Annotated in this window: 22 protein-coding genes; 15 read left to right on the forward strand and 7 right to left on the reverse strand. The window is 60.8% G+C overall.

The window, feature by feature from the left end; translation table 11 throughout:
* The first annotated feature begins 260 nt into the window (after window positions 1-260).
* The gene (locus CPH89_RS25550; protein ID WP_053256011.1) at window positions 261-1,463 is read left to right on the forward strand and encodes a multidrug effflux MFS transporter; all 1,203 of its coding nucleotides are present in this window, start codon (window positions 261-263) and stop codon (window positions 1,461-1,463) included.
* A gap of 111 nt (window positions 1,464-1,574) precedes the next feature.
* Window positions 1,575-1,838 carry a DUF2790 domain-containing protein gene (locus CPH89_RS25555; protein WP_053256010.1) on the forward strand — a complete coding sequence of 88 codons (264 nt, stop codon included), beginning with the start codon at window positions 1,575-1,577 and terminating at the stop codon, window positions 1,836-1,838.
* Between the two features lie 6 nt (window positions 1,839-1,844).
* On the opposite strand, the gene CPH89_RS25560 is transcribed toward CPH89_RS25555, so the two are convergent.
* A complete protein-coding gene (locus CPH89_RS25560; protein ID WP_053256009.1) occupies window positions 1,845-2,759 on the reverse strand; it encodes a site-specific integrase in 915 nt (304 codons plus the stop codon).
* A gap of 108 nt (window positions 2,760-2,867) precedes the next feature.
* A complete protein-coding gene (locus CPH89_RS25565; protein WP_053256008.1) occupies window positions 2,868-3,686 on the reverse strand; it encodes a M949_RS01915 family surface polysaccharide biosynthesis protein in 819 nt (272 codons plus the stop codon).
* Window positions 3,687-4,152: 466 nt separating this feature from the next.
* Here CPH89_RS25565 and arnC point away from each other — a divergent pair, with 466 nt between their 5' ends.
* The 12 genes from arnC (at window position 4,153) to CPH89_RS25625 (ending at window position 17,216) form a co-directional block, all read left to right on the forward strand.
* A complete protein-coding gene (gene arnC / locus CPH89_RS25570) occupies window positions 4,153-5,187 on the forward strand; it encodes an undecaprenyl-phosphate 4-deoxy-4-formamido-L-arabinose transferase (RefSeq protein WP_053256007.1) in 1,035 nt (344 codons plus the stop codon).
* Window positions 5,184-7,175 (forward strand): bifunctional UDP-4-amino-4-deoxy-L-arabinose formyltransferase/UDP-glucuronic acid oxidase ArnA, encoded by a 1,992-nt coding sequence (arnA, locus tag CPH89_RS25575; RefSeq protein ID WP_053256006.1) that lies wholly within the window; start codon window positions 5,184-5,186, stop codon window positions 7,173-7,175. Before arnC ends, arnA begins: the two co-directional genes overlap by 4 nt.
* Window positions 7,175-8,059 (forward strand): 4-deoxy-4-formamido-L-arabinose-phosphoundecaprenol deformylase, encoded by an 885-nt coding sequence (gene arnD / locus CPH89_RS25580; protein ID WP_053256005.1) that lies wholly within the window; start codon window positions 7,175-7,177, stop codon window positions 8,057-8,059. Before arnA ends, arnD begins: the two co-directional genes overlap by 1 nt.
* Window positions 8,056-9,711, forward strand: a complete 1,656-nt coding sequence (gene arnT, locus CPH89_RS25585; protein WP_053256004.1) for a lipid IV(A) 4-amino-4-deoxy-L-arabinosyltransferase — start codon at window positions 8,056-8,058, stop codon at window positions 9,709-9,711. The genes arnD and arnT overlap by 4 nt, the downstream gene beginning before the upstream one ends.
* Window positions 9,708-10,055 (forward strand): 4-amino-4-deoxy-L-arabinose-phosphoundecaprenol flippase subunit ArnE, encoded by a 348-nt coding sequence (gene arnE, locus CPH89_RS25590; RefSeq protein WP_053256003.1) that lies wholly within the window; start codon window positions 9,708-9,710, stop codon window positions 10,053-10,055. The genes arnT and arnE overlap by 4 nt, the downstream gene beginning before the upstream one ends.
* Window positions 10,052-10,465 carry a 4-amino-4-deoxy-L-arabinose-phosphoundecaprenol flippase subunit ArnF gene (gene arnF / locus CPH89_RS25595; protein ID WP_053256002.1) on the forward strand — a complete coding sequence of 138 codons (414 nt, stop codon included), beginning with the start codon at window positions 10,052-10,054 and terminating at the stop codon, window positions 10,463-10,465. The genes arnE and arnF overlap by 4 nt, the downstream gene beginning before the upstream one ends.
* Window positions 10,462-11,841: a UDP-glucose dehydrogenase family protein gene (locus CPH89_RS25600; protein WP_053256001.1), complete on the forward strand. Its 1,380-nt coding sequence runs from the start codon at window positions 10,462-10,464 to the stop codon at window positions 11,839-11,841. The genes arnF and CPH89_RS25600 overlap by 4 nt, the downstream gene beginning before the upstream one ends.
* Window positions 11,842-11,844: 3 nt before the next feature.
* The gene (locus CPH89_RS25605) at window positions 11,845-13,467 is read left to right on the forward strand and encodes an ArnT family glycosyltransferase (RefSeq protein WP_053256000.1); all 1,623 of its coding nucleotides are present in this window, start codon (window positions 11,845-11,847) and stop codon (window positions 13,465-13,467) included.
* A gap of 293 nt (window positions 13,468-13,760) precedes the next feature.
* Window positions 13,761-13,937, forward strand: coding sequence for a type VI secretion system contractile sheath small subunit (locus CPH89_RS25610; protein ID WP_073637469.1), 177 nt, complete (start codon window positions 13,761-13,763; stop codon window positions 13,935-13,937).
* 163 nt (window positions 13,938-14,100) lie between these two features.
* Entirely contained in the window at window positions 14,101-14,811 is a 711-nt protein-coding gene (locus CPH89_RS25615; protein ID WP_053255999.1) for an HPP family protein, read from the forward strand.
* Between the two features lie 131 nt (window positions 14,812-14,942).
* Window positions 14,943-16,061 carry an enoyl-CoA hydratase/isomerase family protein gene (locus CPH89_RS25620; protein ID WP_053255998.1) on the forward strand — a complete coding sequence of 373 codons (1,119 nt, stop codon included), beginning with the start codon at window positions 14,943-14,945 and terminating at the stop codon, window positions 16,059-16,061.
* A 3-nt stretch (window positions 16,062-16,064) separates the two neighbouring features.
* Window positions 16,065-17,216, forward strand: coding sequence for an acyl-CoA dehydrogenase family protein (locus CPH89_RS25625; RefSeq protein ID WP_053255997.1), 1,152 nt, complete (start codon window positions 16,065-16,067; stop codon window positions 17,214-17,216).
* A 206-nt stretch (window positions 17,217-17,422) separates the two neighbouring features.
* On the opposite strand, the gene CPH89_RS25630 is transcribed toward CPH89_RS25625, so the two are convergent.
* Genes CPH89_RS25630 through CPH89_RS25650 form a run of 5 tightly spaced genes read right to left on the reverse strand, consistent with a single transcriptional unit; the run spans window position 17,423 to window position 22,980 of the window.
* Window positions 17,423-18,196 (reverse strand): enoyl-CoA hydratase, encoded by a 774-nt coding sequence (locus CPH89_RS25630; protein ID WP_053255996.1) that lies wholly within the window; start codon window positions 18,194-18,196, stop codon window positions 17,423-17,425.
* A gap of 11 nt (window positions 18,197-18,207) precedes the next feature.
* The gene (locus tag CPH89_RS25635; protein WP_053255995.1) at window positions 18,208-19,335 is read right to left on the reverse strand and encodes an acyl-CoA dehydrogenase; all 1,128 of its coding nucleotides are present in this window, start codon (window positions 19,333-19,335) and stop codon (window positions 18,208-18,210) included.
* A 9-nt stretch (window positions 19,336-19,344) separates the two neighbouring features.
* The gene (locus tag CPH89_RS25640) at window positions 19,345-20,529 is read right to left on the reverse strand and encodes an acetyl-CoA C-acyltransferase (protein WP_053255994.1); all 1,185 of its coding nucleotides are present in this window, start codon (window positions 20,527-20,529) and stop codon (window positions 19,345-19,347) included.
* Window positions 20,530-20,541: 12 nt separating this feature from the next.
* On the reverse strand, window positions 20,542-21,309 hold the full coding sequence (locus CPH89_RS25645; RefSeq protein ID WP_053255993.1) for an SDR family NAD(P)-dependent oxidoreductase: 768 nt from the start codon (window positions 21,307-21,309) through the stop codon (window positions 20,542-20,544).
* A gap of 21 nt (window positions 21,310-21,330) precedes the next feature.
* On the reverse strand, window positions 21,331-22,980 hold the full coding sequence (locus tag CPH89_RS25650; protein WP_053256508.1) for an AMP-binding protein: 1,650 nt from the start codon (window positions 22,978-22,980) through the stop codon (window positions 21,331-21,333).
* A gap of 223 nt (window positions 22,981-23,203) precedes the next feature.
* On the opposite strand from CPH89_RS25650, the gene CPH89_RS25655 reads away from it, so the two are divergent.
* Window positions 23,204-24,097 (forward strand): bestrophin family protein, encoded by an 894-nt coding sequence (locus tag CPH89_RS25655; RefSeq protein ID WP_053255992.1) that lies wholly within the window; start codon window positions 23,204-23,206, stop codon window positions 24,095-24,097.
* Window positions 24,098-24,133 lie beyond the last annotated feature (36 nt).

Consider the following 24,133-nt stretch of genomic DNA (forward strand, 5'->3'; position numbering starts at 1 on the left):
TTGTGGCGCTCTTGTTTTGTTATTTAAATAACATTAGGTGTGAATATTCAATCTTTTTTTACGCCGAAGGATCAACGGAGCGCGCAAAGGCGCGGCGGCACCCTTGGGTCGTCGCTGATTGACTTCGTCGGCGCGGCTGCAAAGCCCGGCGCCAGAAGGCTCGGGACGCAATTATGTAGCGCGTGTGTAAGCGTCACCTTGTGCCCCCGGGGAGCGCTCACTAAGCTGGCCGATCTTTTTTGATGCAACCCGGAACCACCATGTCTCGAAGTATTGCCCACCTCGCCTTGCTGCTGGGGCTGATCACCGCCATCGGCCCATTCGCCATCGACAGCTATTTGCCCGCGCTGCCCACCCTTGGGGCCAGCCTGCAGGCGTCGCCAGCGGCTGTGCAGATGAGCTTGACGGTGTTCTTCATGATCATTGGCGTGTGCCAGCTGTTCTACGGGCCGATCAGCGATGTGTTCGGCCGCAAGCCGCCGATTTATGCAGGCTTGGTGATTTTTGCCGTGGCCAGCGTCGGTTGTGCGCTGGCCCCCACGATTGAAGTGCTGATTGCCTTTCGTGCCCTGCAAGCGTTTGGTGCGTGCGCCGGCATGGTTATCCCACGGGCCATCGTCCGCGACCTGTATACCGGCCACGAAGCGGCGCGCTTGATGGCTTTGCTGATGCTGGTGATGAGTGTTTCACCGATCCTGGCGCCCTTGGCCGGCAGCGTGGTGATTTCACTGTGGAGCTGGCGTGAAGTGTTCGTCGCGCTGGGCGTCGTCGCGGTGCTGTGCCTGGTGATGACCATCGTACAACTGCCGGAAACCCATCCGGCCGAGCGCCGTTTGGGCAAGACCTTGGGCAGTGCGTTCGGCAGCTATGGCGCCCTGCTCCGTGACCCGGTATTCACTGGCTTGTCGGTGGTGTGTGGCTTTGGCCTGGCGACGTTTTTCGTGTTTATCGGCAGCGCGCCGTTCGTGTACATCGAGTATTTCGGCCTGACACCTACGCAGTTCAGCCTGTGCTTTGCGGTCAACGCGGCCTCGTTCTTTGCCATGAGCCAATTGACGGCACGCCTGAGTGCGCGCTTTGGCCTGCCCCCGCTGATTCGCTGGTCGGTTGTCGGCGTTGCCGTGGTCATGACATTGCTGGCCACCTCTACGCTGTGGAGCGACAACCTGGCGCTGATGATGACCCTGCTGTTTATCGGTTTCGGTTTTCTCGGCCTGTTACTGCCGGCCGCGGGGGTGTTGTCCATGGAAGACCATGGTGCCGTGGCGGGTTCCGCGTCGGCGCTGCTCGGTGCGATCCAAATGATCACCGCCGCGGTGTCCATGACCCTGGTCGGCGTGTTCGCCGACCACACGCCGGCGCCCATGTTGGTCGGCATCGCGCTATGTGCCGTCGCCGCAATGCTGGTCACCCTGTGGACCCTGCGGCGTTTGCCGACGCACCTGGCCTGTGCAAGGCCCTGACATTGTTTTGATTGATAGCCGTTATTGGCCGGAATCCGTTCAGGGGCGGGAGCAGGCTTTATAGAATGGCGACCACACTCAAACCACCACCGATGGGTGCTGGAGGTCGTCATGCGTTACCTGCTTATTCTAATGCTGAGCATGGTCAGCACGTTAGCCGCCGCCCAGGGCGAGCCCAATCCGGGCGCTGACACACCGGCCAATCAAACCGACGATTACGCCGAAGACCTCGAGATCGCCAAGGCCGTGCGTACCACTAACGCTGCATCCACCACTTGCGGCCCGGTCAAGGGCCATGTTGTGTACGTGGACAGCCGGGGCGTGCGCCACGAACTCGACTACATGCGGGTCGCAGACAGCTGCCCGCACAGTTGAGCGCGCTTACAAATCAAACCGATCCACCGCCCGCCGTCGCTCGTTGTCATCGCGCACGTCATAGCTGGCGGTCGTCTGGATATTGGTGTGATGCGCCAGTTTCTGCGCAATCGACAGGTCATGCTCTTCGATCACCCGGGTGATGAACGAACGCCGGAAATCATGCGGCATGATCTTCACGCCCACCTGTTCGCCGCGCTGACGGGCGATGTAGTAGATCGCGTGCTTGGTAATGCGTTCGCGCGTGATATGGCTGCCGCGACGGATACGATTGAACAGAAAGCTATCGTCCGGTTCGCCTTCCTTGAGGTGCGCGCGGCGAAACTCCAGCCAGGCTTGTAGCTTGGCAAACGCCCAGGCCGGCGCGTACTTGACCAGTTCCTTGTTGCCCTTGCCGATCACGCGCAAGCTGCGTTCGTCGAAGTTGATCTGCGCCAGGTCGAGGTTGACCGACTCCGACTTGCGCATGCCAGAGCCATACAACAGGCCGATCACCGCCGCATCCCGCAGGCCTTGGGGGCGCGGGTCGGCGGCGCAGACTTCCATCATTTCGCGGATCAGTGTGCGGCGCAGGTTACGGCCCTGTCCCAAACGGGTGCCGGGCGTGGCCTTGACCGAGCGCATCTTCAACAGGTGGTCCTGGCTGATCAAGCTCAGGCGCCACGCCTCGTTCATTACCCCGCGTACCGCGTTCACATACAGCGAAGACGTGTTCGGCGCATAGCCGTCCTCACGCAACGCGGCGACCAGGGCAATCACCTGTTCAGGTTGCAGCAGGTGCCAGTCGATCTCGTCGAGGTTGATGTCTTCAAAACCCAGCCGGTCGGCCGCGTCCTGCAGCACGTAGCGCATGGTCAGTTGGCTGGAAGGGGCCAGACGGGTGAGGTAGAGGGTCAGCGGGTTGCGGATGGACTCAGTCAAGGTAGATCAGCCTTTGGATTAAATACCTCGACCAAGCCATTGTTTAATCGAGGTATTTAGTGAATTGGCGAGTACCGAGTCTAACGCACGACCGGCCCCTGCACAAAATCACGGGGCCGACTCGTCATCCTCTGTGGCGTTTTCCGGCTGAGGCTGGGCCTGGGATTGGCTCCATTCGGCGTCCTGTTTCTGCATCAGCCCAAACCAATGCTGGCGCATGAACGCCAGGTAGCCGTCCGGCGCCTTGGCGAAGTCACTCTCGTCGCCATAGCAGCCCGGGAGCGGCAACTCGGTGCCCTGCTCCTTGTACTGGCTGACCAGCGCCTGTTGCGCTGCAATAGAGCAGTCCGTCGGCAGCGGCATGCCACGCAGGGCGCCGGCTTCCTCGTCCCACCAGCTCGCGCCAACGCGATCGACACCGCGCAGGCGGTACTTCTGGGATTTGCCCACATGCATGATCAGCTTGAATTCACGAGGGCTGACGTCGCTGGTGCAGGTTCGCGAATAGCCCACCGTGGCCTGGGTCAGGCCATCGCCGGTCAGGTCGGTGACCTTGGTTGCCGCCATGTCAAAGTGCAGCGCTGCGTCGAATTGGCAACGCTGCACATCGTCATACAGCATCCACACGCGTTTGGGATGGTCGCCCGCCAGCAGGTATTGGGCCGCGTAGACGAAGGCCGACTGGGTGCCGTCATCGTCACGTTCACCCACTTGCTCGGCGAGTACCAACAGGTTTTTGCCTTGGCGGTCGTCCCAGGTGTAAGCGGCGACCTGCTTGCCACGCACTTCCACGCCCTCCGGTACCTGCTCGATACGGGTGAGCGCCACCCCGTCGTCGGCCCTTACGGTGGTGACACAGGCCACAGCCATCAACAATCCCAACAACGCAGGCCGCAATTGGCCGCGAAAAAGCTGCACGCTATTCATCCGAGTACCCTGGCAAGAGATGGCTTACTTTACCGGCACTTGAAGGGCATTGCAGAGAAGATTGTTGAATGACAATCGGTCGGCGGCGCAACGCTTTAAAATCCCAGCGGTTTTACCCGGTAAACCTATTGCCTGGCGCTTCAGTCACTTAGCTGAACCCTAGCTGTCTACCTGTCAAATAAACGAGTTTTTCATCCGCCTTTCATATTCGTTCAACATTTTTCCGCTTAACCTTGGCCGCAGAACTTGAGAACAAACCGCGTTTTCCCCGACTAACCTGTTGATTACGCTTTACCTTTCATCTATTTCGTCTTTAATCTGATAGCTATGGAAGAATCTGTTACCCGTCTGCAGGAAAGTCGAATGAATGCCGCAAACCCACGCTACGTTTAATCAGCCAGCGTTTATCGGACTGATTACTGCTGTTTTCACGCTTCAATTGCTCTAGCCCCGAGGTCATGAATCTTTGAAACCCTACCCTATTCATTGCGTGTCGATCGTTATCCCGGTCTACAACGAACAAGAGAGCCTGCCTGAATTGCTGCGTCGCACGACGGCAGCCTGCAAGCAACTGGCTTACGAATACGAAATCATCCTGGTGGATGACGGTAGCCGCGACAACTCGGCCCAATTGCTTGAAGACGCCGCCGCTGAAGACGGCAGCAACGTGGTAGCGGTGATCCTCAACCGTAACTACGGCCAGCATGCAGCGATCATGGCCGGCTTCGAGCAGTGCCGCGGCGAGGTGATCATCACCCTCGACGCCGACCTGCAGAACCCGCCGGAAGAGATCCCGCGCCTGGTGGAACAAGCCGCCCTGGGCTTCGACGTCGTGGCGACCGTGCGTAACAACCGCCAGGACTCGGCCTTCCGTCGCTGGCCGTCGCGCCTGATCAACCTGGCGGTGCAACGCTCCACCGGCGTGGCAATGACCGACTACGGCTGCATGCTGCGCGCCTACCGCCGCACCATCGTCGACGCCATGCTCGCCTGCCGTGAGCGCAGCACCTTTATTCCGATTCTGGCCAACGGCTTTGCCCGGCACACCACCGAGATTCTGGTGCATCACGCCGAGCGCGAACACGGCGAGTCCAAATACAGCGCGATGCGCCTGATCAGCCTGATGTTCGACCTGCTGACCTGCATGACCACCACCCCGCTGCGCCTGCTGAGCATCGTCGGCTTCAGCCTGGCGGCGCTGGGCATGCTGTTTGCCTTCGCACTGGTGTTCCTGCGATTGGTGTTTGGCGCCGAATGGGCCGGCTCAGGCATGTTTGTCCTGTTTGCCGTGTTGTTCGTGTTCACCGGTGGTCAATTCATCGGCATGGGCCTCTTGGGTGAATACCTGGGGCGCATGTACAGTGACGTGCGCGCCCGCCCGCGCTTCTTTATTGAAAAAGTGCTGCGTAACCAACCTGCAGCACCCGCTCCGGTCGTCGTGGTCGACGGCCTGACAAGTTCTCACACTTCCACTTCTCCTTCCGATCAGGTTTCGTCATGAATTCAAAAGCTGTTGTCTTCGCTTATCACGATATTGGCTGTGCAGGCATCGAAGCCCTGCTGACCGCCGGTTACGACATTGCTGCCGTGTTCACCCATGCCGACGACCCCAAGGAAAATAATTTCTACGGCTCCGTCGCTCAACTCTGTGCCCGCAACGGCATCCCGGTACACGCACCGGAAGACGCCAACCACCCGCTGTGGATCGAGCGCATTGCCAAGCTGAACCCGGATTTCATCTTCTCGTTCTACTACCGCAACCTGCTCAGCGAAGCGCTGTTGGCCACCGCCAAAAAAGGCGCGTTCAACCTGCACGGCTCGCTGCTGCCTAAATACCGTGGCCGCGCACCGGCCAACTGGGTGCTGGTCAACGGCGAAACCGAAACCGGCGTGACCCTGCACCGCATGGTCAAGCGTGCCGATGCCGGCGCGATCCTCGCCCAGGAAAAAGTCGTTATCGACCGCACTGACACTGGCCTGACCCTGCACGCCAAGCTGCGTGAAGCGGCCACCAACCTGCTGCGCGATGCCCTGCCACAACTGGCCCAAGGCAAGCTGGCGGAAACTGCCCAGAACGAAAGCCAGGCCACCTACTTCGGCCGCCGCACCGCTGCCGATGGCAAACTGGACTGGAAAAAGCCGGCTGAAGAGCTGTTCAACCTGGTTCGCGCCGTTACCCAACCTTACCCGGGCGCCTTCTGCGCCGTAGGCGAGCACAAACTGATCGTTTGGCAAGCCGACGTGGTCAAGGGCAACGAAGGCATCGCGCCAGGCCGTGTGATCAGCGTCAACCCGCTGCGCATCGCCTGCGGTGAAGATTCCCTGGTGGTCAAGTTTGGCCAGCGCAACGAAAACGGCCTGTACCTGGCCGGTCCTTCCCTGGCCGACGAGTTGGGCCTGGTAGACGGTTCCGTACTGCGCGGCGCCGAGTCCGGCCGCAAGCCACGTCGTACTCGTGTACTGATCCTGGGTGTGAACGGTTTCATCGGTAACCACCTGTCCGAGCGCCTGCTGCGTGACGACCGTTATGAAATCTACGGCCTGGATATCGGTTCCGACGCTATCGAACGCCTGCGCAGCCACCCGAACTTCCACTATGTGGAAGGCGATATCAGCATTCACTCCGAGTGGATCGAGTACCACATCAAGAAGTGCGACGTGGTCCTGCCGCTGGTGGCCATCGCTACCCCGATCGAATACACCCGTAACCCGCTGCGCGTGTTCGAACTGGACTTTGAAGAGAACCTGAAACTGGTTCGCTACTGCGTCAAGTACAACAAGCGTGTGATCTTCCCGTCGACCTCCGAAGTCTATGGCATGTGCCAGGACCAGTATTTCGACGAAGACACCTCCAACCTGGTGGTTGGCCCGGTCAACAAGCAGCGCTGGATCTACTCGGTCTCCAAGCAACTGCTCGACCGTGTGATCTGGGCTTACGGCGACAAAGGCCTGAACTTCACCCTGTTCCGTCCGTTCAACTGGATGGGGCCGCGCCTGGACCGTCTGGACTCGGCACGTATCGGCAGCTCCCGCGCAATCACCCAGCTGATCCTGAACCTGGTGGAAGGCACGCCGATCCGCCTGTTCGACGGTGGCGAGCAGAAGCGTTGCTTCACCGACATCGCTGACGGCATCGAAGCCCTGGCCCGCATCATTGATAACGACAACGATGTCTGCAACGGCCAGATCATCAACATCGGCAACCCGGAAAACGAAGCCAGCATTCGTCAGCTGGGCGAAGAACTGCTGCGTCAGTTCGAAGCTCACCCGCTGCGCAGCAACTTCCCTCCGTTCGCCGGTTTCCGCGACGTAGAGAGCAAGGCGTTCTACGGCACCGGTTACCAGGACGTGGCACACCGCAAGCCAAGCATCGAAAACGCCAAGCGCCTGCTGAACTGGGAGCCAACCGTTGAGATGAGCGAAACCATCGGTAACACCCTGGACTTCTTCCTCAAAGAAGCCATGCTCGAAATCGCGGACAAGCGCTGATGCAGGCAGGTCTTCGCATCGACGTCGACACCTACCGTGGCACCCGTGAAGGTGTGCCACGGTTGCTGGAGTCCCTGGATGAAGCCGGGGTGAAAGCGACGTTCTTCTTCAGCGTTGGGCCGGACAACATGGGGCGCCACTTGTGGCGCCTCATCCGTCCGCAATTCCTGTGGAAGATGCTGCGTTCCAATGCCGCCGGACTGTATGGCTGGGATATCTTGCTGGCCGGCACCGCCTGGCCGGGCAAGCCGATTGGTCGTGACCTGGGGCATTTGATGCGCCAGGCCAAGGCCGCCGGCCATGAAGTCGGCCTGCACGCGTGGGACCACCACGGCTGGCAGGCCAACACCGGGCGCTGGAGCGACGCACAACTGGTCGAGCAGATTCGTCGCGGCGTCGACACCTTGAGCGACATTCTCGGTGAACGCATCGACTGTTCTGCCGCCGCCGGCTGGCGTGCCGATGAACGCGTGGTGCAAGCCAAGCAAGGTTTCAACTTTCGCTACAACAGTGATTGCCGGGGCACCAGCCTGTTTCGACCCACCTTGGCCGATGGCAGTGCGGGCACCCCACAAATTCCGGTAGACCTGCCGACCTTCGACGAAGTCGTCGGTCCGGTGGTGGCTGCCAACAATTTCAACAGCTTTATTCTCGACCGGTTTACCGAGTCAAAGCTGAACGTCTACACGATCCACGCAGAAGTAGAAGGGATTCTGATGGCTGAAGATTTTCGCCAATTGCTCGCCCAGGCCGGGCAGCGCGGCATCGACTTCAAACCCTTGGGCGATCTGCTGCCCGCGGATGTGACCACCCTGCCCCAGCAACACCTGGTGCGCGGCGCGTTAAGCGGCCGCGAGGGATGGCTTGGAGTGCAGCAGGCATGATCCGCCGCTGGGCATTGCCCCTGCTCCTGTTGGCGTTTGGTGTGTTTTATCTGTTACCGCTGGCCAGTCATGGCCTGTGGATTCCCGATGAAACCCGTTATGCACAAATCAGCCAGGAAATGCTGCTGACCGGCAAGTGGGCTTCGCCACACTTCATGGGCATCCGCTATTTCGAGAAACCCGCCGCCGGCTATTGGATGATCGCGCTGGGCCAGGCGATGTTCGGGCAAAACCTGTTCGGCGTGCGCTTTGCATCCGCCCTGAGCACCGGGCTGAGCATCCTGCTGGTGTACCTCGTGTCTCGTCGGCTGTGGAACGACCCGCAAAAAAGCCTCGTCAGCACCGTGCTGTACATGAGCTTTGTCAGCGTGGCCCTGCTCGGCGGTTATGCCAACCTGGACCCGCAATTCACCTTCTGGGTCAACCTGACCGGTGTGGCGCTATGGTTCTGCTTCGACAGCACCACCCGCCGCGGCCGTTTGTGGTCGTGGGCCTTGCTCGGTTTCGCCTGTGGCATGGGTTTCATGACCAAAGGCTTCCTCGCCTGGCTGCTGCCGGTGTTGATCGCCCTGCCCTACGCGATCTGGCAAAAACGCTTTCGTGAATTGCTCGGTTACGGCGTGGTCGCCGTGGTCGTCGCGATTGTGGTCAGCCTGCCGTGGGCACTGGCCGTGCACCTGCAAGAGCCGGACTACTGGAACTTCTTCTTCTGGCACGAGCATATCCAACGCTTTGCCGGCGATGACGCCCAGCATGCCGAGCCCTTCTGGTTCTACCTGCCGCTGATGGTCGCGTTCTCATTGCCGTGGATCGCGCTGCTGCCGTCCACGGTGAAACGTGCGTGGCTGGAAAAGCGCCTGCCTAAAACCGTGTTCCTGCTGTTATGGCTATTGATGCCCCTGGCGTTCTTCAGCCTGGCCAAAGGCAAGCTGCCGTCGTACATCATGCCTTGCCTGCTGCCGTTGGCCCTGCTGATGGGGTCGACCCTGAGCGACAAGCTTGCCCAGGGCCAGGCTCGCGCACTGCGCATCAACGGCTGGCTGAACCTGAGTATCGGTATCGCGGCCTTGTTGGCGATCAGCTGGTTCCAATTGAAGAATCCGGTGTACGAACGCGGTCAGGAAACCCTCAGCCTGGTGCTGGTGTTTACCTTCCTGTTCGGCTGGATTGTGGTCAACCTGCTGCAGGCCGCGCGCCCGTTGAAACTGTGGGCCGCACCGGCGATCGGCAGTTGGTTGCTGGTCGCCTTGGTGCCCGCCGCCCTGCCCCATTCGGTGGTTTACAACAAGACGCCGGATCAGTTCATCATCGACCACCTGCCGGAACTGCAACCGACCGCCGCCCTGCTTAGCAATGACCTGGGCGCCGCGTCGGCCCTGTCATGGCGTTTGGGCCGCCCGGATGTGAGCCTCTACAACACCGTCGGCGAAGTGAAATACGGCATCGCCTACCCCGACACCGCGCATCGCAAGATCGATACCAGCGAAGTCCAGCAATGGATGAGCGAGGCGCGCAAAAAGGGGTCTGTCGGTGTGGTGATGCGGGTCAAGGGCGACGACGAGGTTGCTGAAGTGAACCTGCTGCCCCAGGACGGTAAACGCTACGAGCAAGGCAATATCGTGATCCTGATCTTCCCACAGGCTGCGCAATGATCACATTGCTTCTGCTATTGAGCGCCTGCCTGCTCACCTGTATGGGCCAGGTTTCGCAAAAGTTTGCCGTGGAAAGCTGGCGCGGCCAGCCGCACGGATGGGCGCCGAAACTGCGTTCCCCGTGGCTGTGGTCGGCACTGGTGTGCCTGGGCCTGGGCCTGTTGGTGTGGCTGCTGGTGTTGCAGCGCCTGGAGGTGGGCATCGCCTACCCTATGCTCAGCTTGAATTTCGTGCTGGTGACGTTGATGGCGCACTTTGTCTTTCATGAGCACATCGATGGCCGTCATTGGCTCGGTGTGGCGCTGGTGATCGGCGGCGTCGTACTGCTCGGGCGTCACGTATGAGCCGCGCGCAAGGGTTTGCCCTGGCCTTGGGCAGCGTCGGCCTGGTGAGCGCCGCTCAACTGGGCATGCGCTGGAGCATGACGCGCCTGCCACTGCCGGACGCCTGGCTGAGCGCGTTCAACAGCAACGCCATTGATCTGGGCGCCCTCGGCGTGGTCATCCTGGCAATCATCGCCTATGCGCTGTCGATGGTCTGCTGGCTTGGCGCGCTCAAGCATTTGCCGCTGGGTCGCGCCTATTCGCTGCTCAGCATCAGCTATGCGCTGGTGTACCTGCTCGCGGCCAGCCTGCCGGTGTTCAACGAACATTTTTCGCTTTCAAAAACCCTGGGGGTGGCGTTGGTCATCCTCGGTGTTCTGGTTATTAACTCTCGTCGTGCTAGCGTTGCAAGCCCCAGGAATGCCCCATGAAAATCAGTGTATTTGGTAGCGGTTACGTCGGTCTGGTACAGGCCACCGTATTGGCCGAAGTCGGTCACGATGTGATCTGCATGGACGTTGACAAGAGCAAGGTCGAGTCGCTTCAGAAAGGCCATGTGACGATCTTCGAACCGGGCCTGGCTGCCATGGTCAAGGAAAACCTGGAAAGTGGCCGCCTGCACTTTACCTATGATGAAAAACTCGCCGTTGAACACGGTGAAGTGCTGTTTATCGCCGTGGGTACACCCTCGGATGAAGACGGCTCGGCCGACCTCAAGTATGTGCTGTCGGTCGGTGACGCAGTATCCCGCCATCGTGTGGAACCGGTGATTCTGGTGGAAAAATCCACCGTACCCGTCGGCACCGGCGACACCTTGCGCGCCCATATCGAAAAAAACCTGCACATCGCGGGCCGTCACCTGGAATTCGATATCGTCTCCAACCCGGAATTCCTCAAGGAAGGCACGGCCGTCGCCGATTGCCGCCGCCCGGACCGCATTATCATCGGTTGCGAACGTGAAGAAGTGCGTGAAGTGATGCGCGACCTGTATGCGCCCTTCAACCGCAACCACGACCGCATCATTTTCATGGACCTGCGCAGCGCCGAACTGACCAAGTACGCCGCCAACTGCATGCTGGCCACCAAGATCAGCTTCATCAACCAGATCGCCGAGCTGGCCGAACACCTGGGTGCGGACATCGAAGCCGTACGCCTGGGCATCGGCGCCGACTCGCGGATCGGCTACCACTTCATCTACCCGGGTTGCGGCTACGGTGGTTCGTGCTTCCCCAAAGACATGCGCGCCTTGATCCACAGCGCCAAGGAAGCCAACTGCTCCAGCGACCTGCTCGAAGCGGTCGAAGCCATCAACCAGCGCCAGAAGAGCAAGCTGTTCGAACGTATCAACGCTTACTTCAAGGGTGAACTGAAAGGCAAGACGTTCGCGTTGTGGGGCCTGGCCTTCAAGCCCAACACCGATGACATGCGTGATGCACCGAGCCGTGTGCTGATGGAAGCCCTTTGGGCCGCAGGCGCCAATGTCCGTGCGTTTGACCCTGAAGCCATGCAGGAAACCCAGCGCATCTACGGTGACGAGTCGCGCCTGACGTTGCTGGGCACGCCGGAGTCCGCCTTGAGCGGCGCCGATGCGCTGATCGTCTGCACCGAATGGCAGCAGTTCAAGGCCCCGGATTTCGACCTGATCCTCGACCGTCTGAAAAACCCGGTGATTTTCGACGGTCGCAACCTTTACGACGGCGAGCGCCTGGCGCGCAAAGGCTTCAAATACTTCCCAATGGGTCGTGGCGATTCCTGCGAGTTGCCGATCCCTCAGCAAAACTGGGTAGCGCCGGTCAAGGAAGACTGACACGTGAACAAAGCTCAACCGCCCTTGCTTACTGCAACGATCCGCAACCAGTCGCTGGGGCTTGGGCTCCTTGCGCTGGTGCTGTTTATCGTCGGCAATTGGCACCAGGCTATCATCGGGTTCGACTCGCGCTTCGTGGTGTTTGCACAAGAGATGCTGCGCCATGGGCCGAGCTTCTTTCCCACCACCTATGGCCAGCCCTACGCTGACTATCTGGCGACCTCGACACTGCTGACGTGGCTGTTGTCCTTGCCGTTCGGCCAGGTCACCAGCCTGACGGCATGGCTGCCGACGTCGATTGCGTCGGCACTGATCGTAACCCTGGTGTACCGCCTCACGGCGCCCTACTCCACGCGTTGGGGTCTGTTGAGCATCGCGATGTTGCTGCTCAGCAGCACCTTCATCAGTGAAACCCGTGCGGTGTCCCTGGACCAGATGCTCGCCGCCATCGCCCTGACGGTGTTCTACCTCGGTTATGCCCACGATCACTTCGGTGCCGCCAAGCGCCTGCATTGGTTGCTCCTGCTGGTGATTCTCGGCTTTGCAGTGCGTGGGCCAATCGGTCTGGTGATCCCAACCGGCGTGCTCTGCAGCTATTACCTGATCAATCGGCAATGGCGCCAACTGTTCACCTTTGGTGTGCTGGCGCTGGCCCTGTTGGTGGCGTGTGTCGGCCTGCTGTTGCTGCTGGCCAAGCTCAGCGGTGGCGAAGACTTCATGCAGGACGTGATCCGCATGCAGTTCCTCGGGCGCATGGACGGCACCGAAGGCTCCAGCGGCGTGTTGTATTACTTCACCAGTTCCATGGGCAACTATGCGCTGGCCTACCCGCTGGCGCTGTTGGTGCTGGTGGCGGTGGTCATCGGCGGGCGCAGCGAGCCGGACCCGGCGCTGAAACTGGTGGTGTATTGCGCAGCGGCCGGTCTGCTGGTGATGCTGGGCTTGTCGGTACCCCAAGCGAAAAAGGCGCGCTACATCCTGCCGATGCTGCCCATGGCGGCGATCATTGCGGCCTACCCGTTCCAGGTCACCCAGGGGCGGCTGTTCGCGGCGCTCCGCGGCCTGATCCTGGGCATCTGGACGCTGTTGCCGGCGCTCCTGGTGATAGGCTTGGTGGTGGCGCGCAAGCGCTACCCGGCCCAGTTGGACAGCCTTGGGCTGATCTTCACGTTACTGGGCGTGCTTCAGGGGTTGGCATTGCTGTCACTCCTCAAAGCACGCCTGCGCACGCTGGGGCCCGCATTCGCGGCGGTGCTGGCGCTCTGGTCGACCTACATCGTGGTGGTCGAACCGCTGGAACGTACGCTCTACGACACCCGCACTTTTACCCTCGCGGTCAAGGCGCACATCATGCAGCAACCGGCACCGGTGGTACTGCATGGCTTGGGTAAAGACGCGAAAGCCATCAAGTTCATGGTCAACTTCAACTGCGATAAGGTCCCGCTGTTCACCCAATCGCCCGCCGATCTGGCCCCGCTGCAAGGGCCGGCCTGGCTGGTGATGAGTGCTCAGGACTTCGAAAAACTGCAAGATCCACGCTTGCGCTCGATCACACCGACGCTCAGCGGGGAGTTCGACAAAGACCCTTATGTGTTGCTGCATCTGGAGAAAGCTTCCGCGCCTTGATCGCTGGCGCTGAACGCGGTCACAGCGGTCTGACAGAAACAACGCCCACTCCTCAAAAAGTGGGCGTTTTTCGTTATTAGCGCCAGGAAAGCGCCTACGTCGCTATGCGTAAAGGCTGGTGCGCTTTGCCTTCCGATGCCTGGAACCCAAATGTAGACTCGTTCGCCAAGTGCGTTAACTATTTACTTCAGGACGCTGCCATCCCCTCTACGCAGAGTGGCTGCCATTATTAAAAGGGCAATACCGTGCCAGAAGATTTGTTGCTTATTCCTGCGCCGCGGCTGGAACGGCTGATGGAGCTGCGCGACGCGCTGGTGGCGTTGAAAGGCCCATTGGCCAACAACACTGCGCTACAGGAGAACCTGCAAAGGCAGTTGTTCAATGAAGAGACCCGTACACGTGTGCTCGGGCGGATCAACCGGCCGTTCACCCAGAACACACGCTTAACCCCTTGTGGCGAGGCGTTTTAACTCACTATTTTTGCATTCAACCTTCATTAATATGCATTGGCACCCCTGTGCTCCGGTCGGCACACTGTTAAGGGTTCCTCCCCCAACTATTGGAACGTTCAAAGGGCTTTCGCGGGAAACCTGCCAAGCCCTTTTTTTCGCCTGTTATTTACGGACTGCTCCGATGCTCGCTCGCTGGTTACCCGCTGCAATCAATACCCGCCCTGCCGAATGGAGCCGCGCCGCAATCGGCATGGCCTTGGGCACGCTCTTCAGTGTCTGGGTGTGTGCTCGGCTCTTTGGCATGGACGTCGCGCTGCACCTGCTCGGCCCCCTGGGGGCTTCCGCCGTGCTGCTGTTTGCGGTGTCGTCCGGTGCGTTGGCGCAGCCCTGGTCGATCATCGGCAGCTACTTATGTGCCGCGGTGGTGGGATTGCTGGTCGCACGAGTGCTCGGGCGTACCCTGGGCAGCGCGTGTCTGGCGGCCGGCATGACCGTCATCCTGATGTGCTGGCTACGTTGTTTGCACCCACCGGCCGGTGGCCTGGCCATGACCCTGGTCCTTGCCGATCCGGCCTCAATCGCGCTGGGTTGGCACGAGTTGGGCCCGGTCATGCTCGGCGCGAGCGCCCTGCTCGCGTGTGCGCTGGCCTATAACAATGCCACGCGCACGCGCTATCCCAAGGGTCCAGTCGAGTCGCCTGCGGTCATCATCGGCCGTGCTGCACCGGCGCTGGACGCCTCGATCACCGCAGCCGACCTGAAACAGGCCATGGCCGAAATGGAGCAGTTTTACGACGTGCAACCTGCCGAGCTGGAACAACTGATTCACGCGGCCGAAGGCCATGCGCGGCGGCGCAGCATTGGCGAGGTGCTGGCCGGCCGAGTCGCGTGAGCTGATCTGCATAAATGCAAAAACGACCTGCATGATTCCGGGTTGTACGGGGCAAATTTGCACTGGTACGATCGCGAGAAGGTTCGTTCACGGACATCTTGATAAAGAACAATAAAAGCAGGGAGTTACAGATGACTGCTCAGGTTTCATCCGAAGCAAGCCACGCCGAGGCTCTTCAACCGGAGGGCCGCCAGCACGAGGTGCTGGCCGAGGTGCGCAACCATATCGGCCACCTCACCCTCAATCGCCCCGCCGGCTTGAACGCCATCACCCTGGAGATGGTCCGCAGCCTGACGGCGCAGTTACAGGCCTGGGCGGATGATCCGCAGGTTTACGCCGTGGTCCTGCGCGGCGCCGGTGAAAAAGCCTTCTGTGCTGGTGGCGACATCCGTTCGCTGTACGACAGCTTCAAGAACGGCGACACCCTGCACCAAGCCTTTTTCGTTGAAGAATACGCACTCGACCTGGCCATTCATCATTACCGCAAACCTGTCTTGGCGCTGATGGACGGGTTCGTGTTGGGCGGCGGCATGGGCCTGGTGCAAGGTGCCGACCTGCGCGTAGTCACTGAGCGCAGCCGCCTCGCCATGCCGGAAGTGGCCATCGGCTATTTCCCGGATGTGGGCGGTAGCTACTTCCTGCCGCGCATTCCCGGCGAACTGGGGATTTACCTCGGCCTGACCGGCGTGCAGATTCGCGCGGCCGATGCACTGTATTGCGGCTTGGCGGACTGGTCTATCGACAGCGCCAAACTCAGCGACCTCGACCACAAGCTCAATCAACTGCAATGGCAGGATTCACCGCTCAAGGACCTGCAAGGCGTATTGGCCAAACTGGCGGTGCAGCAATTGCCCGATGCGCCCCTGGCCGCACTGCGACCTGCGATCGACCATTTCTTCGCCTTGCCGGATGTGCCGAGCATCATTGAGCAATTGCAGGAAGTCACCGTCGCCGACAGCCACGAATGGGCCCTGAGCACCGTCGAGCTGATGCAAACCCGCTCGCCGCTGGCCATGGCCGTGACCCTGAAAATGCTGCGCCGTGGCCGCCGTCTGCCGCTGGAGCAGTGCTTTGCCCTGGAACTGCACCTGGATCGCCAGTGGTTCGAGCGCGGCGACCTGATCGAAGGGGTGCGGGCGCTGATCATCGATAAAGACAAAGCCCCCCGTTGGAACCCGCCAACTGTCCAAGGGCTGGACGCCAGCCATGTCGACAGCTTCTTCCGCGACTTCGTGCAGAGTGGGAAATAGGTCATGCAAGATATTGAATACACCGAAGAACAGGTAATGATCCGTGACATGGCGCGCGACTTTGCCCGTGGCGAAATCGCCCCGCATGCGCAAGCCTGGGAAAAAGCCGGCTGGATCGATGACGCTCTGGTCGCAAAAATGGGTGAATTGGGCCTGTTGGGCATGGTGGTGCCTGAAGAATGGGGCGGCACCTATGTCGACTACGTGGCGTATGCGCTGGCGGTAGAAGAGATCTCCGCCGGTGATGGCGCGACCGGCGCACTGATGAGTATCCATAACTCAGTGGGTTGCGGGCCACTTCTCAACTACGGCACACACGAGCAGAAACAAACCTGGCTGCCTGACCTTGCCAGCGGCCAAGCCATCGGCTGCTTCTGCCTGACCGAACCCCAGGCCGGCTCCGAAGCCCACAACCTGCGGACCCGCGCTGAACTGCGTGATGGCCAGTGGGTCATCAATGGCGCCAAGCAGTTTGTCAGCAACGGCAAGCGCGCCAAGCTGGCCATTGTGTTTGCGGTGACTGACCCGACGTTGGGCAAGAAGGGCATTTCCGCGTTCCTGGTGCCCACCCAGACGCCGGGCTTCGTGGTTGATCGCACGGAACACAAGATGGGCATTCGCGCCTCGGATACCTGCGCCGTCACACTCAGCGAGTGCACCGTGCCCGAAGCCAACCTGCTGGGTGAGCGCGGTAAAGGCCTGGCCATTGCCCTGTCCAACCTCGAAGGCGGGCGCATCGGGATTGCCGCCCAAGCGCTGGGCATTGCACGGGCGGCGTTTGAGGCGGCGCTGGCGTATGCCCGTGATCGCGTGCAATTCAACCAAGCAATCATTGAGCACCAGAGCATTGCCAACCTGCTGGCAGACATGCAAACCCAGCTCAACGCCGCACGCTTGCTGATCCTGCACGCCGCGCGCCTGCGCAGTGCCGGCAAGCCGTGCTTGTCGGAAGCCTCCCAGGCCAAGCTGTTTGCCTCGGAAATGGCCGAAAAGGTCTGCTCTTCAGCGGTGCAGATTCATGGCGGGTATGGGTATCTTGAGGATTACCCGGTGGAGCGTTACTACCGGGATGCGAGGATTACACAGATTTACGAAGGGACCAGTGAGATTCAGCGGATGGTGATTGCCCGAGCACTGAAGGACTACCAGCTCTGACAGATACGCCGCTCCCACCTGTGGGAGCGGGCTTGCCCTAATGCCAGTCAGTTAAGCGAACGAAATGCTCAATGCAGCGAAGATCAAATGTGGGAGCGGGCTTGCTCGCGAAGGCGGCCTGAAGCAAACATTGATGTTGATTGACCCACCGCTTTCGCGAGCAAGCCCGCTCCCACCATGGGGTCTACCGTGTTTTTGGGGTCAGCTTACTGGTCCTTGAACTCAGGCGCGCGCTTGGCCACAAATGCCGCCATGCCTTCCTTCTGGTCTTGCGTCGCAAACGCTGCGTGGAACACCCGACGTTCAAAGCGCACGCCTTCGGACAGGCTCACTTCAAACGCACGGTTCACACTTTCCTTGACCATCATGCTGATCGGTACTGACTTGCCAGCAATCAGCGTGGCGACTTTCAGCGCCTCTTCCAGCAGTTCATCGGCCGGCACAATGCGCGCGACAATCCCGCAGCGCTCAGCTTCCACCGCATCGATAAAGCGCCCAGTCAGGCACATTTCCATGGCCTTGGCCTTGCCCACCGCGCGAGTCAGGCGCTGCGTGCCGCCCATGCCCGGCAAGACACCGAGGTTGATTTCCGGCTGCCCGAACTTCGCCGTATCACCGGCCAGGATAAAGTCGCACATCAACGCCAATTCGCAGCCGCCGCCCAAGGCGAAGCCGTTAACGGCCGCAATGATCGGCTTGCGGCGGTTGGCCACGCGGTCACTGTCGCTGAACAGGTCGTCGAGGTAGATTTGCGGGTACGTCAGCTCGGCCATTTCCTTGATGTCGGCACCGGCGGCGAAGGCTTTTTTTGAGCCGGTCAACACGATGCAGCCGATTTCCGGGTTAGCTTCCAGGCTGTCGAGGGCCAGGTTCAACTCGCTGACCAATTGCGCGTTCAAGGCATTCAGCGCTTGCGGGCGATTAAGCGTAATCAGCCCGACGCGGCCCTGCACTTCGAGCAAAATGGTTTCGTAACTCATGTATTGGCTCCTTAAAGATTGCGTGAGATGACCATGCGTTGAATGTCGCTGGTGCCTTCGTAAATCTGGCAGACCCGCACATCGCGGTAGATCCGCTCCAACGGGAAGTCGTTCAGGTAACCGTAACCGCCCAAGGTTTGCAAGGCGGCCGAGCAGACTTTCTCGGCCATTTCCGAAGCAAACAGTTTGGCCATGGAGGCTTCGACCAGCGCCGGCTTGCCGCTGTCGCGCAGGGCGGCGGCGTAATGCACCATCTGCCGGGCCACCGCGATTTGAGTGGCCATGTCCGCCAGGCGGAAGGCCACCGCCTGGTGTTCAATCAACGCTTTACCGAAGCTTTCACGCTCGCGTGCATAGTCGCGTGCCGCCTCAAACGCGGCGCGGGCCATGCCCACCGATTGCGAGGCAATCCCCACGCGGCCGCCTTCGAGGTTGGCCAGGGCGATTTTGTAGCCTTCGCCCTCCTCGCCCAAACGATTGGCGACGGGCACTTTCACATCCTCAAACAGAATCTGGCACGTGTCGGAAGCGTGTTGGCCCAGCTTGTCTTCCACCCGCGCGACCGTGTAGCCCGGCGAGTCGGTCGGCACGATAAACGCGCTGATCCCACGTTTGCCGGCTGCCGGGTCGGTGACTGCAAACACAATCACAATGCCGGCGTTCTGCCCGGAGGTGATGAACTGTTTGCAACCATTGAGCACGTAATACTCGCCTTCAAGGCGCGCACGGGTTTTCAGGCTGCTGGCATCAGAGCCTGCCTGTGGCTCGGTCAATGCGAAGGCACCGAGCATGGCGCCACTGGCCAAGGGTTTGAGAAACTGTTCTTTCTGCTGATCGTTGCCGAACTTGAGAATCGGCACGCAACCCACCGAGTTGTGCACGCTCATGATGGTCGAGCAGGCGCCGTCACCGGCGGCGATTTCTTCCAGCGCCATGGCATAGGCCAGGTAGCCGGTGTCGCAACCGCCCCACTGCTCCGGCACCAACATGCCGAAAAAGCCCAGCTCGGCCATTTCGCCGATGGCTTCCTTGGGGAAACGGTGCTCGCGGTCCCATTCGGCGGCGAACGGTTTCAGGCGTTCCTGGGCAAATTGCCGGGCCGCCTCGCTGATTTGCACTTGTTCGTCATTGGGCAGCATGTTGAGTCCTTAATACAGACATTCGACGGCCATGGCCGTGGCTTCACCACCGCCGATGCAGATGGCGGCAACGCCGCGCTTGAGGCCTTTCTGGCGCAGGGCCGAGAGCAAGGTCACCAGGATGCGCGCGCCGGAGGCGCCGATCGGATGCCCCAAGGCACAGGCGCCGCCGTGCACGTTGACCTTGCTGTGGGGGATTTCCAGCTTGCTCATGGTCACCAGGCTGACGACCGCGAAGGCTTCGTTGATCTCGAACAAGTCCACCTCGCCCAGGTGCCAGCCGGTCTTGCTCATCAGCTTGCGAATCGCGCCCACCGGCGCCACCGGAAACAGCCCCGGCTCATCGGCAAAGGCCGCATGCCCGTGGATCACTGCCAGCGGCTTGAGACCACGTTTTTGCGCCTCGGACTGGCGCATCAGCAGCAACGCCGCCGCACCATCGGAGATCGAGCTGGCGTTGGCCGCCGTCACCGTGCCGCCTTCACGAAACGCCGGTTTCAGGCTGCTGATCTTGTCCAGCCTGGCTTTGGGTGGTTGTTCGTCATGCACGATGGTTTTTTGCTCTTTACCGACAGTCACCTGTACCGGGACAATCTCCGCAGCGAAGCTGCCGTCGGTAATCGCCGCTTGCGCCCGGGTCAGCGAGGCGATGGCAAATGCGTCCTGGGCTTCACGGGTAAACCCGTTGTGCTCGGCGCAGTCTTCGGCAAAGGTGCCCATCAGGCGACCCTTGTCATACGCATCTTCCAGGCCGTCGAGAAACATATGGTCGATCACCTTGCCGTGGCCCATGCGGTAGCCGCTGCGCGCACGGTCCAGCAGGTACGGCGCGTTGGACATGCTCTCCATGCCACCGGCGATCACCACCTCGACACTGCCGGCCAACAGCGCGTCGTGGGCCAGCATGGTCGCTTCCATGCCTGAGCCACACATCTTGTTCAGCGTGGTGCAGCGGGTGGCCTTGTCCAGCCCGGCACCCAGGGCCGCCTGACGCGCAGGCGCCTGGCCCAGGCCTGCAGGCAGTACACAGCCGAACAACACTTCATCCACGGCATCGGACGCAATGCCGGCCCGCTCGACCGCCGCGCGAATCGCGGCGGCGCCCAGTTGCGGCGCGGTCAGCCCTTTGAGGTCGCCCTGGAAGCCGCCCATGGGCGTGCGCACGGCGCTGACAATAACGATCGGATCGTTCATGGATAATCCTCCTTACCTGGCAGCCATGCGCAAGGCACCGTCGAGACGGACTACCTCGCCATTGAGCATGCTGTTTTCAATGATGTGTCGCACCAGCGCAGCGTATTCGGACGGTTTGCCCAGGCGTGGCGGAAACGGCACGCCGGCGGCCAGGGAGTCGCGCACTTCGGCGGTCATGCCCGCCATCATTGGCGTTTCGAAAATGCCGGGGGCAATGGTCATCACCCGAATGCCATAGCGCGCCAATTCACGCGCGGCGGGCAAGGTCAGGCTGGCGATGGCGCCTTTGGAGGCGGAATACGCCGCCTGGCCAATCTGCCCGTCAAACGCTGCCACCGATGCGGTGTTGATGATCACACCGCGCTCACCGTCGGCATCCGCCTCGGTGTCAGCGATGGCCGCAGCGGCCAGGCGCAGCAGGTTGAAGCTACCGATCAGGTTGACGTTGATCACCTGGGCGAAGCTGGCCAGCCCGTGGGGGCCGTTCTTGCCGAGGATCTTCTCGCCGCGTACCACACCGGCGCAGTTAATCAGGCCATGTAAACCACCAAAGGCTGCAACGGTGGCGTGAACGGCAGCTTCAGCCGCGGCTTCCTGGCTGATATCCGCCACCACGCTGCGGGCGTTCTCGCCAAGCTGTTGGGCTTTGGCCGCCACGGCCTCGGCGTTCAAGTCCACCAGCATCACTTTGGCTCCGGCGGCGATGAGCATTTGCGCGGTGGCCGCGCCGAGGCCCGAAGCACCGCCGCTGACCAGGAATACCTTGTTTTCAATCTGCATCACTGTTTCCTTAAAAGTGGATCAAGCCAGTGCCGCTTGGGCCTTGGCGATTTCCTGATTACGCAAAATAAAGCGCTGCAGCTTGCCGCTCGGGGTCTTGGGCAAGTCACTGACGAATTCGATTTCCCGTGGGTAGGCATGGGCGGCCAGGCGTTGGCGCACGTACAGGCGCAGCTCTTCGGCCAGTTGCGGGGTGGCGCGGTATTGCTCGTTGAGCACCACGAACGCTTTCACCAGTTCGGTGCGCTCCGGGCAGGGTTTACCGACGACTGCTGCCTCAATGACAGCCGGGTGCTCCACCAGCGCACTTTCCACGTCGAACGGCCCCACGCGGTAACCGGAGGTGGTGATCACATCATCACTGCGCCCGACAAAACTGATGCTGGCGTCCGGGTTCAGCTCGACGGTGTCGCCACTGAGGTAGTACTTGCCCACAAACGCTTTGGTCTTGACCCCGTCATAACCGGCAAACCAGCACATCGGCGATTGTTCACGGTCGATGGCGAGGATTCCCGGCTGCCCGGCGGGCAACTCCTGATAATCGTCATCCAGCACCACGATGCGATGCCCCGGTGAGGCAAAGCCGGCCGAGCCAACATGCACCGGGTGCGCCAGGCCATGGTGGTTGCACAACACCATACCGAGTTCGGTCTGGCCGTAGTGGTCGTGAATGGTGACCCCCAGGTTATCGGCGAACCAACGGATCACCTCCGGGTTCAACGGCTCGCCGGCGCTGCTGACGATGCGCAGCTTGCCCTTGATCGAACGGGCGAACTGCTCACCACCGGCAATCAGCAGGCGATACGCGGTGGGAGAGCCGGTCAGGTTGGTAATCCCGTATTTATTAATCACCCGGCAGGTACTGTCGAGGGTGAACGGGCCATCGTAGAAGGTGATCGGATGGCCCATGGACAACGGCCCGGTCACGCCGAAATAGATGCCGTAGGCCCAGCCTGGGTCGGCGACGTTCCAGAACGCATCTTCGGGGCGCAGGTCCACCGCGTCACGGGTGTAGCTCTGAAACGCAACAATCGCCTTGAGCGGCACCGACAGCGCTTTCGACGGCCCGGTGGTGCCCGAGGTGAACATCAGTAGGAACGGATCATCGCCGCCCAGCAACACCGGCTCGCACACTGGGGAATAGTGGGGCAATTCGGCCCAGAAACTGTAATCGCCCCGCACAATGCCTTCACCCTTGGCCCCGGCGACCGTCACAATGGTTGGGCACCCCTGCACCTCGGCCAGCTTGGGGCGGTTGACCGCATCGGTGACCACCAGTGCCGCTGCAGAGCTGCTCAGGCGATGCTCAATCGCTTTGGGGCCAAACGCGGTAAACAACGGCTGATAGACCGCGCCGATGCGCCACGTTGCCAATACCACCACCAGCAATTCAGCCGTGCGCGGCAGCAGGCCCGCGACCTTGTCACCGCGTTTGACGCCCTGGGCCTGCAGGAAATTGGCGAAGCGCGCCGCCTGCTCCTGCAACTGGGTAAAGGTGTACGTGGCGCTCTGCCCGTCCTTGCCCTCCCAGAACAGGGCGATGCGCCCCGGCAGCGCGTGCCGGTCGCAGCATTCCACGCAGGCATTGAGCGCCTGAAGATTGCCGGCCAGCGCGGCGTCAACGGTGTGCTGGTAATCGAATTCGGTCGTAGCGGCCAGGTAGTCACGCATTGCTTCAAACCCTTCTGTGTTTTTATTTTGATGACGGTTTTGAGGACAACAATCGTTGAAATAGTCGCTCTGGAGCGACGACGCAGCAATGGTCAAAGCCTTCAACTTCGCTGACTGGTTTGGCCAATCATTGATTGCGCTGATCAGCCGGTCAGTCCAAGTGATTGGACGCCCACGGCGCTTGCTTCTAACCTGATGGCCTGCGCCACCATAGAAGCCTTCCATGATCGTTCGCCCCAAACCCAACCTGCTGGGCATCCTGTTTTCCCTCAAGGGCTCGATTGCCAAGCGCATTGCCCTGCGCAGCCTGCTGGTCACGTTACTGGCCTCAGTGATCGTGTTGGTGGAAACCCTGCACCCGGCGTATTTCTCCAAGGTCAACGCAACGCCCTTTACGTTGCTTGGGCTGTCGCTGTCGATCTTCATGAGTTTTCGCAATAACGCCTGCTATGACCGCTGGTGGGAAGGCCGCAAGCAACTTGGGCAAATGGTCATCGAGGTGCGCTCGCTGATTCGCGAAACCCAGGTGCTGGTCGATGCGCTTGAGCGCGCCGCCCTGCTTCGCGGTGTGTGCGGCTTTGCCCATGGTTTGATCGCCCGCCTGCGTCATGAAGATGAAGCCCGGGCCATCAAGCCGTGGATCAGCGTCGAGCAGGCGCACCCCAACCTCCCCGACCGCGTATTGCAGCAACTGGGCGGGCAATTTTCGCTGCTAGCAGAACGCGGCACGATCAGCGAGTGGCGCTACACCCAGCTGGAAACCCGGCTGGTCAGCCTGAGCCAGGTGCAAGCGTCGTGTGAGCGCATCAAAAGCACGCCGCTGCCCTTCCCCTATACGCTGCTGCTGCACCGCACTATTTACCTGTTCTGCATTCTGTTGCCGTTTGCCATGGCCGAGCCATTGGGCTGGCTGACGCCGCTGTTCACCGCCATCGTGAGCTACACCTTCTTTGGCCTGGATGAAATCGGCGACGACCTGGAGGACCCGTTCGGTTTCGATGAAAACGACTTGCCGTGCAATGCGATCGTACGCACCCTTGAGCGCGAGATTCTTGCCGCCCTCGGCGAAACAGCGCTGCCAGCTGCGCTGGAGCCGGTTGAATACGTGCTGAACTGACACGGGTTTGACACTCGCCGTGGTCTGACCGAAGCT

The sequence above is a fragment of the Pseudomonas fluorescens genome, from assembly GCF_900215245.1.
GTDB lineage: Bacteria > Pseudomonadota > Gammaproteobacteria > Pseudomonadales > Pseudomonadaceae > Aquipseudomonas > Aquipseudomonas fluorescens.

Bases quoted from the DNA above. Each gene is read 5' to 3' on its own strand.
- arnT (WP_053256004.1), top strand. From the start codon at position 8,056: ATGATCCGCCGCTGGGCATTGCCCCTGCTCCTGTTGGCGTTTGGTGTG.
- CPH89_RS25645 (WP_053255993.1), bottom strand. From the start codon at position 21,309: ATGCAGATTGAAAACAAGGTATTCCTGGTCAGCGGCGGTGCTTCGGGC.
- CPH89_RS25615 (WP_053255999.1), top strand. From the start codon at position 14,101: ATGCTCGCTCGCTGGTTACCCGCTGCAATCAATACCCGCCCTGCCGAA.
- CPH89_RS25620 (WP_053255998.1), top strand. From the start codon at position 14,943: ATGACTGCTCAGGTTTCATCCGAAGCAAGCCACGCCGAGGCTCTTCAA.
- CPH89_RS25655 (WP_053255992.1), top strand. From the start codon at position 23,204: ATGATCGTTCGCCCCAAACCCAACCTGCTGGGCATCCTGTTTTCCCTC.
- CPH89_RS25640 (WP_053255994.1), bottom strand. From the start codon at position 20,529: ATGAACGATCCGATCGTTATTGTCAGCGCCGTGCGCACGCCCATGGGC.
- CPH89_RS25555 (WP_053256010.1), top strand. From the start codon at position 1,575: ATGCGTTACCTGCTTATTCTAATGCTGAGCATGGTCAGCACGTTAGCC.
- CPH89_RS25600 (WP_053256001.1), top strand. From the start codon at position 10,462: ATGAAAATCAGTGTATTTGGTAGCGGTTACGTCGGTCTGGTACAGGCC.
- arnA (WP_053256006.1), top strand. From the start codon at position 5,184: ATGAATTCAAAAGCTGTTGTCTTCGCTTATCACGATATTGGCTGTGCA.
- CPH89_RS25650 (WP_053256508.1), bottom strand. From the start codon at position 22,980: ATGCGTGACTACCTGGCCGCTACGACCGAATTCGATTACCAGCACACC.
- arnD (WP_053256005.1), top strand. From the start codon at position 7,175: ATGCAGGCAGGTCTTCGCATCGACGTCGACACCTACCGTGGCACCCGT.
- CPH89_RS25630 (WP_053255996.1), bottom strand. From the start codon at position 18,196: ATGAGTTACGAAACCATTTTGCTCGAAGTGCAGGGCCGCGTCGGGCTG.
- CPH89_RS25565 (WP_053256008.1), bottom strand. From the start codon at position 3,686: ATGAATAGCGTGCAGCTTTTTCGCGGCCAATTGCGGCCTGCGTTGTTG.
- arnE (WP_053256003.1), top strand. From the start codon at position 9,708: ATGATCACATTGCTTCTGCTATTGAGCGCCTGCCTGCTCACCTGTATG.
- CPH89_RS25625 (WP_053255997.1), top strand. From the start codon at position 16,065: ATGCAAGATATTGAATACACCGAAGAACAGGTAATGATCCGTGACATG.
- CPH89_RS25550 (WP_053256011.1), top strand. From the start codon at position 261: ATGTCTCGAAGTATTGCCCACCTCGCCTTGCTGCTGGGGCTGATCACC.
- arnF (WP_053256002.1), top strand. From the start codon at position 10,052: ATGAGCCGCGCGCAAGGGTTTGCCCTGGCCTTGGGCAGCGTCGGCCTG.
- CPH89_RS25635 (WP_053255995.1), bottom strand. From the start codon at position 19,335: ATGCTGCCCAATGACGAACAAGTGCAAATCAGCGAGGCGGCCCGGCAA.
- CPH89_RS25610 (WP_073637469.1), top strand. From the start codon at position 13,761: ATGGAGCTGCGCGACGCGCTGGTGGCGTTGAAAGGCCCATTGGCCAAC.